Here is an 8,172-nt window from a genome sequence, read left to right on the forward strand (position 1 = left end):
TATTCTGCTCGTTCATTCGAAAACTCAATGACGCGAACCGAACTATTCACGAAAGCAACCAAGTATGTCCGTTACCCCGAACCCCGATGAATCACATAACTCACCGGGGAATCAGCAGATGAACCAGCCATCGGCACAGGGGCACAGTCAGTACGAACAGCAGGGCTACCAGCAGCCTCAGCACGGCCAGCCCGGCTCAGGGCAGCACCAGCAACACGGCCACCAGCAGCCGCAGTACGGGCAGCAGGGCTACCAGCATCACGGTGCCAACGGCGGCGCCGCGCACGCATCTGCGCAGAAAAACCCGTACTTTGACTTCACCGGATACAAAACTCGGATGCCCAAGTCGTGGCCAAAATCAGCAGGTGAAGCGCTGCCGTCACTGCGCGGCGGATTCACCCAGATCTTCAAGACCGCCCACATGCCCATGGACGCCAAAATCGGCTACTGGATCTGGCTCTTGGGCTGTGCCGGCGCCATCGTCGCCTGGTGCTTCGCCGTCATCGCGATCCTGTTGGGTATTCTCATTAGCCCGTTGGTCCTCATTGGATCGGGAATGATGACTCTGTTCGGCGAATTCCGCTGGGGCGTCATCATCGCCTACTTCGCGACGATGATCCTGCAGCTGGTCATGATACTTCTGCAGCTGGCACTCACGCTGAAACTCCGCGAAGGCTCCGAATGGGCGCGAGCAGGACTGACAGCCGTCACTTTGCTCACCGTGGTCTATGGCATCATCCTCACCGTCACAGGGCTTGAGTCCGGTGGGGCCGACACGATTGCAGTGGCCATCATCTCGATCCTTCTGCTGGCGTTCTTCTGGATGCCGCAGGCCAACGCATGGTTCATCAGAACCACCGATGAAGCTGACCGGGCATCGGGCATGAACCCTTCGATGCACAGCTGATTCCAGCTTCGCAAAGCATTATTCGCCTCGCCTGAAGCGAGATACCGCATTCGGCTCATGTGCCTCTGATTCAGAGGAGCACGAGCCGAACTGCGTTTCAGAATTGTCCGACGGCAACTAGTCGAAAACCAGGGAGCGTTCTTCGGCCACAACCAGCACCTCGGCGCCCTTGAGAGCTTCACCGAGGACGTCATTGACCGCCCACTCGAGCGAGTCAAGGGCGTCTTCTCCCCCGCTGATGGCATCGACCTCGTGATCGTTCACTCGGATGAGCGCAGCCCCGCCGATGGGCACAACGCCATCATCGTCAGAGCCATGTTCTTCAACGATGCGCGCCCACGCTGAATCCAGCACGTTCGGCGTGATGACACGCACCCTGACGCGGTAAGCAAGGTCTTGAGTTGTGTGCCGATCAAACCAGTCGTCGGATACTTTCCAGATTGTCATGCCTCAAGTATCAGGCCGGACAGCAGACACTGCAATGAGCGTGGAGCTTCACCGTTCAATAGGAACAAGCCTCACAGACCGCTCAGCACAATATGCCGTGGCTATCAGTCGGCCGAATTCCACCAAAAACCCGTTACACCTAGCCCCTAACCTAATTTCGTATAACGATTAAGGCATGAAGACCATCAAAGGAAAGCCAGTCAGCGAAAAGCAGATCGAGGCTTGGGCGGCCGAAGCAGAACGCGGCTATGGCGTGGAGACCCTGCGCACTCGGGGGCGGAAACCTCGTGACGAGGCGGCGGCAAAGGTTGTCTCCATTCGCCTTTCGCCCAGCGAAATTTCTGATTTGGATAACTATGCCGCCGCCCACGGCTGGTCGAGGTCTCAAGCAATCCGCGAAGTATTGAAAAACGCAATCTAAGGTGGAAGTTCACCGGAGCGCAACCAAGCACGGCATAAAGCCGGAAGATTCTGTGATTGCAGCAACGTCAGGCGCGCCTTTAAAGCTCCGCTTGACGACGAGAACCCTCAACGGGAACTTCGCCTCGGATTCGACAGCTCAACACGACTGCTCGAGCTGGTTGTCCTTATTTGGGACGACGGCTCAGAAACCGCCATTCACTCGATGAAGGCTCGAAAACAGTACCGCACCCTGCCCGACTAATCGCCAAGATCGAGCCCTAAGAGTGATCGCGGCTGTTAATCAATGGAAAACCTCCAGCCCGCAATCATTGTCGAGTACTCTCACTCGGACCTATCGTCAGGCAACGTTGATGGTTTGAATCTGCTCAAGTTCGGAGAAGACCTTATCTTCTGCCACATCAAGGTCATACTGGGTCTGCAGCCCAAGCCAGAACTGAGGGCTCATACCAAAGAACTTCGCCAGTCGAAGGGCAGTGTCAGCAGTTATCGCACGCTTACCGTGAACGATCTCGTTGATTCGCCGAGGCGGGACTCCGATTGAGACCGCGAGCTTGTGCTGTGTAATGCCCAGGTCTTTAAGAAAGTCCTCCATGAGGACTTCTCCCGGGTGAACCGGAGGGAGCTTGTCAGTGGTAGCCAACGATCTCAACTTCTTCTGACCCCGCCTATCCCGCAAAGCGCGAAGCGCCAATAGCGCTGCACATTAAACCGGAATTCCACTGCGCTCTGTACCCGAACAACTTTTGGATCCGCGTCGTCAGTCGGTGACAACATGTTCATGCAGTGCCTCGGCCAGAGGAGGCAGATGAGCCTCAACGACATCGCGGACTACCTCGATGTCGACGCCGAACTACTGGTGCACCAGGATGTTCCGGAATCCCCGACTCTACGGCCAGGGGATCTCAGGGTGCGTGCCGGTGATCTCATCGGGAAGGTGGTTCACTGCTTCACCGATGATCTGGAGGTTCCGCTCAGCGGGGTCCATCTCGACGAGGATGTCGATGCCTGATCCAGCGGACGCGATGCCACAGGCCACGGATCCGAACGGCTTCGGGTTGGTCGCGCTGTACCGGTCGAGGAGCACCTGGAACTCGTCACAACGGGCAACGAGGAGCTCGCGCAGTGCGAGCGTCTCGGGCGTCATGACGGTCTCAGACATGGCGCTCTACACGTTCAACCTGAACTCCACCGAGTTCCGGTGGGTACAACCATACAGCGAACGGCTCCTACCTAACTGATGCTTCAAAGGACGAGCCAGCTAGTCCCATCCCAAGGTCATCAACTGAGTTCATCGTGTTGCTAAGCACGACCACCCCCTGCCCACGGCCGGGTTGGAGACTCATCCAGCTGCTGAAGCCACCGGTCATCCCGTTGTGCCACACCAGTGAGTCCTGGTCGATATGCCAGCCGTAGCCGATGTCCAGACCGTCTCTGGCAACGGCCGCCTGGTCCATCGCGGCCAAGCCCGGCGCGGTGCCGTCCAGCAGAGCCTGAAGGTATGCGTCATGTCAGCAAGGGTCGATCGAACACTGCCACTGGGTGCTTCAGCACCCAACGTCCATGGCGCGGATCGCCTCCCCCACATGACCGAGTAACCGCGAGGCGCATCTACTCCGAGCGACGTCGGATCTGTTGGAACGAACGTGTCGTTCATCCCCAAGGGTGCGAACAACCGTTCTTCAAGCAGTCGCGGAACACTCGTCCCCGCGTGGCGAGCCAGCGCCTGCCCGAGTAAGGAGTAGCCGAGATTGGAGTATGCGTATTTCTTTGGCCCCAGGCGAGACCGGCTCGCATCCGCAGTCAGACGCTCGAGATTCACCGACGAACTTGGGTCATGCACGAGCAACGGCCAGAGAGCAAGACCAGCGACGTTGCGGCATGTGCTCGCCATATTCGGCAGGCCGCTTGTGTGAGTGGCAAGCTCTTCAAGCTCAATGGCAGCCGCCTCGCTGTCCGCCAGATCAAAGAAGGCCCCCAGAGGGGTTCGCCGACCTATTTCACCGCGCTCCAGCATGTCAGCAAAGACCGCAGCCGTCATAGTCTTGGTGATCGAACCGATCTCGTACTGTGTATGACGATCTGCACCGAAATGAGCTTCACGGAGTACACCGTTGTCGATGACCGCGATACTGGCCCAGTCTCGAGGCCCTCGCGAACGTCGAAGAATCGCCTCGGCTTTACGAACGAGCCAAGGGTCGCCAGACGACTCGCGACACAAGCTCGGAGTTCTCACTCGGGCGAAGGCCTCAACAGCCACTACTCCCGCGACCACCAGACCGGACCCGATAGCCAGCCGCCTGCGAGAGCTCATGCGACCTCTAGGGGTTTGATCTTGGTTATCTGATCAGCCACACGCTCCTGCGCCAGCTCAAGCTCATAGCGACTCTGCAGATTAAGCCAGAACTGTGGCTCCACTCCAAAGTATCGCCCCAAACGCAACGCCGTGTCAGCAGTGATGGCGCGCTTGCCATGCACTATCTCGTTGATCCGCCGCGGGGGAACACCGATAGACACAGCGAGCTTGTGCTGCGTGATGCCGAATCCCTCAATGAAGTCTTCCATCAGAACCTCGCCAGGGTGAATCGGCGCGTAAAGCTTCTCAGTCATCATGCACCTCACTGGTAGTCCTCGATGATCACATTCTCCGGGCCGGCCTCGGTCCACACGAAGCAGATCCGCCATTGGCTGTTAATCCGAATGCTGTGCTGACCCTTACGGTTGCCCTTCAACGCTTCGAGCCGATTTCCCGGCGGAATGCGAAGCGAGTTGAGCGACACCGCGGCATCAAGCAGATGCAACTTCCTGTTCGCCGACTTGTGAATCCGCGGATCGATCCGAGGTGCCGGTTCACGCAACCACACGAGCTCCGTGTCACGGTCGCCGAAAGATCTGATCACATTTTAAGAGTGCAAGACATGACGCGGTGCGTCAATAGCGCTATACGTTAAACCGGAACTCCACAACATCGCCGTCAGCCATAACGTAGTCCTTGCCTTCCATGCGGACCTTGCCGGCTGCCTTCGCCTCGTTCATCGAACCGAGTTCATCGAGGTCCTCAAAAGACACGATCTCAGCCTTGATGAAGCCCTTCTGGAAGTCGGTGTGGATGACGCCTGCCGCCTCGGGAGCGGTCCAGCCCTTGCGGATGGTCCACGCACGAGCCTCCTTCGGCCCGGCAGTCAGGTACGTCTGCAGACCGAGAGTGTCGAAGCCAACGCGCGCCAGCTTGTCCAGACCGGGTTCGTCCTGACCGGTGGATTCAAGCATTTCGGCGGCTTCTTCAGGATCAAGCTCAATGAGTTCAGCTTCGAACTTCGCGTCGAGGAAAATCGCCTCAGCCGGGGCCACGAGTTCACGCAGCTGCTTCTGCATGTCCTCATCAGCCAGGCCCTCTTCATCAGTGTTGAACACATAGATGAAGGGCTTAGCCGTCATGAGCTGCAGCTCACTCAGCAGCGAAACATCAATCCCGGCCTCCTCTGCTCCCTGGAACAGAGTGGTGCCGTCCTCAAGAAGAGCCGCGGCCTCGTCCATGGCCTCGAGCACCGCTCCGTCAATGAGCTTGCGCTTGACGTCCTTTTCGATGCGCGGACGGGCGTTCTCCAGCGTCTGCAGGTCAGCCAGAATCAGCTCAGTCGAAATCGTGTCGAGGTCACCGGCCGGGGTCTCTGAGCCTTCAACCCGGGTGACATCCGGGTCGGAGAAGGCGCGGGTCACCTGGCAGATGGCATCGGCTTCGCGAATATTGGCCAGAAACTTATTCCCCAGTCCCTCACCTTCCGAGGCGCCCTTGACGATGCCCGCAATGTCCACGAAGCTCACGGTCGCCGGCAGGATCTTCTCGGAACCGAAGATCTCCGACAGGCGGTTCAGCCGCGGGTCGGGCAGCGGAACAACACCCACGTTCGGGTCAATCGTTGCGAACGGGTAGTTCGCCGCGAGAACTTCAGCACGGGTCAAAGCGTTAAACAGGGTCGACTTGCCCACATTGGGCAGTCCCACAATTCCAATAGTCAAAGCCACGCGGACATTTTAGCCCGCGACCGGCTCACGGTCGCCTCCGGGCGGCAAACGAGGCGAGAGGCCAATGGCACAATCTCCTCATGGCTTCCCAGGTCTCCCATGAACAGCTCGCCAACGCACTTCGCGAACAAGGTATGCGACTTCTGCCGGAAATCATCGCCTACGTGCGGCGTGAGTCTCCGATGTACATCGACGTCACCGATACCGAGATCGAAGACTCACTCAAGCAGAACGTAGAAATGTGCATACGCTCAATCGGCCCCAACAGCGGAAACTCAGATTCATACTTTATGAGGTGGGCACAGATCTCACGTTCGCGATTTGAAAAAGGAGTCCCTCTTGAAGAGATCTTTCAGACCTATCGCCACAGCGTCGAACGACTCGTAGAGATACTCATAAAACTGCTTGACCAAGGCGGATGCTCTGCGCGCGAACAAGCCGAAGCCATCAGCAGCGTGTGGAAGTCAGCAAATGCCTACACCGTCAAACTGGCAAACGTTTATAACCATCATCAGCAGCTTCAGGCGTCCCAGAGCCAGGCACAAAAAGAGATCATCTTCGACACGGTCAAAAACGGCTCCCCATTCGGTCCCAGCGCCTATGCAGCTGCCCAGTTCTTCCACCTGAACGAACGGGCGGAGTACAGCTATTTCATTGCCGCGTTTTCTCCCGAGGCTTCGCTTCCAACATACGAATCATTGCGCATGGTGGAAGCTCGTTTGACCAACGGGCGTGGAGTCTGCACCGCCACAGCTTTCACGATCGAAGGATTCTCTACGGAGCATCTGACTTTTCCCGAGGCAAGCATGTCGGTAGGGCCACCCAGGCTTCTCCCCTACCTCCACGAGTCGTTCCGCACCGCGGAGCAGATCACTCGCACGTCCAAGGCCCGCAAACCGGGACTGCATCGCCTGAGCGATGTTGGATGGCGACTTGCTGTACGCGCGTACCCTGATGTCCTCCACCTTTATGAGAAGAAATACATCACCCCCCTCCGGCGAGGGAAAGCCGATGTCAAATCTCTTCTTGACTCACTCGATGCTTATCTGATTCACAACGCGAGCGTGACTGCCGCAGCAGCCACCCTTCATTGCCACCCCAATACTCTTCGCTACCGACTGTCGCGCTTCGAAGAGCTCACCTCGTGTTCCATTGAACACACCGAAACTCGCATAGAACTTGCTTGGCTGCTCGAATCGATGAAGGCGAAAGACCAGCCGATCAACTGAACGTTGTCTTCTCCCACAAGACAGTGCAGGAACTTATGTAGCAACAACCAATACTGTATTCGCGGCAAATCTCTAGCATTGTCCCAGCGTGGCGTTGCGCTGTCGATTGCAAAGGAGCAACCGTGAAGTTTTTGTCTAAGAGCCTCAACATACTAGTGGAGAGGTACCTGCCTAGCGCCTACCTATTCGCTCTCATCCTCACCATCGTGGCTGTAGCCATGGGCATGACCTTAGGCGGCGCGAGCCTTCCAGAGATAGCGGAGATGTGGTACGGGGGCTTCTGGAACTTCCTCGAATTCGGTATGCAGATGGTGATCGTGCTTGTAACCGGATACGCGCTGGCGCAAGCACCACTGGCTAAGCGCCTTCTAACTAAATTCGCTGAAGTTCCGAAAACGCAGTTCGCAGCCCTCACCGTGGTCATAGTTGTGTCTGCTGGGCTTGGAATCATCAGCTGGGGTTTGGGCTTCGTAGCCGGCACTATTGTTTCGATCGAAGTTGCTCGTCGTACACAGACCGCAGATTTTCGTCTGCTTGTAGCCTCATCCTATTCAGCGGTGATCGCCACCCAGCCTATGTCGCTTGCACTTACTGCCCCGCTTTTGGTGAACACTCCCGAACACCCGCTGGAGGACAAGATCGGTCTGATTCCCGTCACACAGACAATTTTCAGTCCGACCATGCTCACCATCTCGATCCTCGGGTTCATCGGCGTTTACATCGCTTTTGCTCTCATGGCCCCGCGAGCAGAAGAAGTGGTCCCCTTTAAGGGCCGTCCCGCAGACGTCACAGAACAAAGCAAGCCGGATACCGCCGCTGAAAAAATCGATAACAGCATCATCATCAACACTGCTGTCGTCATACTCGGGATCACCGCAATTGCTCTCTATTTCATTGCGAACGGGTTCAATCTCGAACTCAACATCATGAACTTCATTTTTCTGATTGCGGGAATCTGTCTGCACGGGAGCCCAGCGAAGTATGCCAAGTGCATTACCGACGGGATTCCGGCAGCCTCTGGCATCGTGCTTCAGTTCCCTTTCTACGCCGGGATCATCGGAATTATGGCCGGGTCCGGGCTGATTGTGCTCATCGGTCAGTGGTTTGCTGGCTCTTCCGGTTTCAGAGTGCGTGACGCGGTCT

General features: G+C 57.1%; 12 protein-coding genes. 4 read left to right on the plus strand and 8 right to left on the minus strand.

Annotated elements, in window-relative coordinates; genetic code table 11:
• Window positions 1–118 precede the first annotated feature (118 nt).
• The gene (locus HMPREF3172_RS10545) at window positions 119–907 is read left to right on the plus strand and encodes a hypothetical protein (protein ID WP_070516872.1); all 789 of its coding nucleotides are present in this window, start codon (window positions 119–121) and stop codon (window positions 905–907) included.
• A 117-nt stretch (window positions 908–1,024) separates the two neighbouring features.
• On the opposite strand, the gene HMPREF3172_RS08820 is transcribed toward HMPREF3172_RS10545, so the two are convergent.
• The gene (locus HMPREF3172_RS08820) at window positions 1,025–1,354 is read right to left on the minus strand and encodes an XRE family transcriptional regulator (RefSeq protein WP_070516874.1); all 330 of its coding nucleotides are present in this window, start codon (window positions 1,352–1,354) and stop codon (window positions 1,025–1,027) included.
• Window positions 1,355–1,529: 175 nt separating this feature from the next.
• Between HMPREF3172_RS08820 and HMPREF3172_RS08825 the strand changes: the two genes are divergently transcribed.
• Window positions 1,530–1,775, plus strand: a complete 246-nt coding sequence (locus HMPREF3172_RS08825) for a ribbon-helix-helix domain-containing protein (protein WP_070516876.1) — start codon at window positions 1,530–1,532, stop codon at window positions 1,773–1,775.
• Between the two features lie 339 nt (window positions 1,776–2,114).
• Here HMPREF3172_RS08825 and HMPREF3172_RS08830 read toward each other — a convergent pair whose 3' ends face one another.
• From HMPREF3172_RS08830 to ychF, 7 genes are all read right to left on the minus strand, one after another.
• Entirely contained in the window at window positions 2,115–2,369 is a 255-nt protein-coding gene (locus tag HMPREF3172_RS08830) for a HigA family addiction module antitoxin (RefSeq protein ID WP_070516878.1), read from the minus strand.
• Between the two features lie 294 nt (window positions 2,370–2,663).
• Window positions 2,664–2,936, minus strand: coding sequence for a hypothetical protein (locus tag HMPREF3172_RS10590; RefSeq protein WP_070516880.1), 273 nt, complete (start codon window positions 2,934–2,936; stop codon window positions 2,664–2,666).
• A 67-nt stretch (window positions 2,937–3,003) separates the two neighbouring features.
• Window positions 3,004–3,231, minus strand: coding sequence for a serine hydrolase (locus HMPREF3172_RS10785; protein ID WP_070516882.1), 228 nt, complete (start codon window positions 3,229–3,231; stop codon window positions 3,004–3,006).
• The gene (locus HMPREF3172_RS10790; RefSeq protein WP_083281491.1) at window positions 3,141–4,088 is read right to left on the minus strand and encodes a serine hydrolase domain-containing protein; all 948 of its coding nucleotides are present in this window, start codon (window positions 4,086–4,088) and stop codon (window positions 3,141–3,143) included. The genes HMPREF3172_RS10785 and HMPREF3172_RS10790 overlap by 91 nt, the downstream gene beginning before the upstream one ends.
• Entirely contained in the window at window positions 4,085–4,384 is a 300-nt protein-coding gene (locus HMPREF3172_RS08845) for a HigA family addiction module antitoxin (protein ID WP_070516915.1), read from the minus strand. Before HMPREF3172_RS08845 ends, HMPREF3172_RS10790 begins: the two co-directional genes overlap by 4 nt.
• 8 nt (window positions 4,385–4,392) lie before the next feature.
• Window positions 4,393–4,674, minus strand: a complete 282-nt coding sequence (locus HMPREF3172_RS08850; RefSeq protein ID WP_070516884.1) for a type II toxin-antitoxin system RelE/ParE family toxin — start codon at window positions 4,672–4,674, stop codon at window positions 4,393–4,395.
• A 40-nt stretch (window positions 4,675–4,714) separates the two neighbouring features.
• A complete protein-coding gene (gene ychF / locus HMPREF3172_RS08855; RefSeq protein WP_070516886.1) occupies window positions 4,715–5,800 on the minus strand; it encodes a redox-regulated ATPase YchF in 1,086 nt (361 codons plus the stop codon).
• Window positions 5,801–5,880: 80 nt separating this feature from the next.
• On the opposite strand from ychF, the gene HMPREF3172_RS08860 reads away from it, so the two are divergent.
• The gene (locus HMPREF3172_RS08860; protein WP_070428046.1) at window positions 5,881–7,029 is read left to right on the plus strand and encodes a helix-turn-helix domain-containing protein; all 1,149 of its coding nucleotides are present in this window, start codon (window positions 5,881–5,883) and stop codon (window positions 7,027–7,029) included.
• A gap of 122 nt (window positions 7,030–7,151) precedes the next feature.
• Window positions 7,152–8,172, plus strand: a 1,021-nt coding sequence (locus tag HMPREF3172_RS08865) for a TIGR00366 family protein (protein ID WP_256173373.1), incomplete at its 3' end; no start/stop codon positions are given.

The organism is Brevibacterium sp. HMSC08F02 (assembly GCF_001807555.1).
GTDB lineage: Bacteria > Actinomycetota > Actinomycetes > Actinomycetales > Brevibacteriaceae > Brevibacterium > Brevibacterium ravenspurgense.

Bases quoted from the DNA above. Each gene is read 5' to 3' on its own strand.
- HMPREF3172_RS10545 (WP_070516872.1), top strand. From the start codon at position 119: ATGAACCAGCCATCGGCACAGGGGCACAGTCAGTACGAACAGCAGGGC.
- HMPREF3172_RS08820 (WP_070516874.1), bottom strand. From the start codon at position 1,354: ATGACAATCTGGAAAGTATCCGACGACTGGTTTGATCGGCACACAACT.
- HMPREF3172_RS08825 (WP_070516876.1), top strand. From the start codon at position 1,530: ATGAAGACCATCAAAGGAAAGCCAGTCAGCGAAAAGCAGATCGAGGCT.
- HMPREF3172_RS08830 (WP_070516878.1), bottom strand. From the start codon at position 2,369: ATGGAGGACTTTCTTAAAGACCTGGGCATTACACAGCACAAGCTCGCG.
- HMPREF3172_RS10590 (WP_070516880.1), bottom strand. From the start codon at position 2,936: ATGTCTGAGACCGTCATGACGCCCGAGACGCTCGCACTGCGCGAGCTC.
- HMPREF3172_RS10785 (WP_070516882.1), bottom strand. From the start codon at position 3,231: ATGGACCAGGCGGCCGTTGCCAGAGACGGTCTGGACATCGGCTACGGC.
- HMPREF3172_RS10790 (WP_083281491.1), bottom strand. From the start codon at position 4,088: ATGAGCTCTCGCAGGCGGCTGGCTATCGGGTCCGGTCTGGTGGTCGCG.
- HMPREF3172_RS08845 (WP_070516915.1), bottom strand. From the start codon at position 4,384: ATGACTGAGAAGCTTTACGCGCCGATTCACCCTGGCGAGGTTCTGATG.
- HMPREF3172_RS08860 (WP_070428046.1), top strand. From the start codon at position 5,881: ATGGCTTCCCAGGTCTCCCATGAACAGCTCGCCAACGCACTTCGCGAA.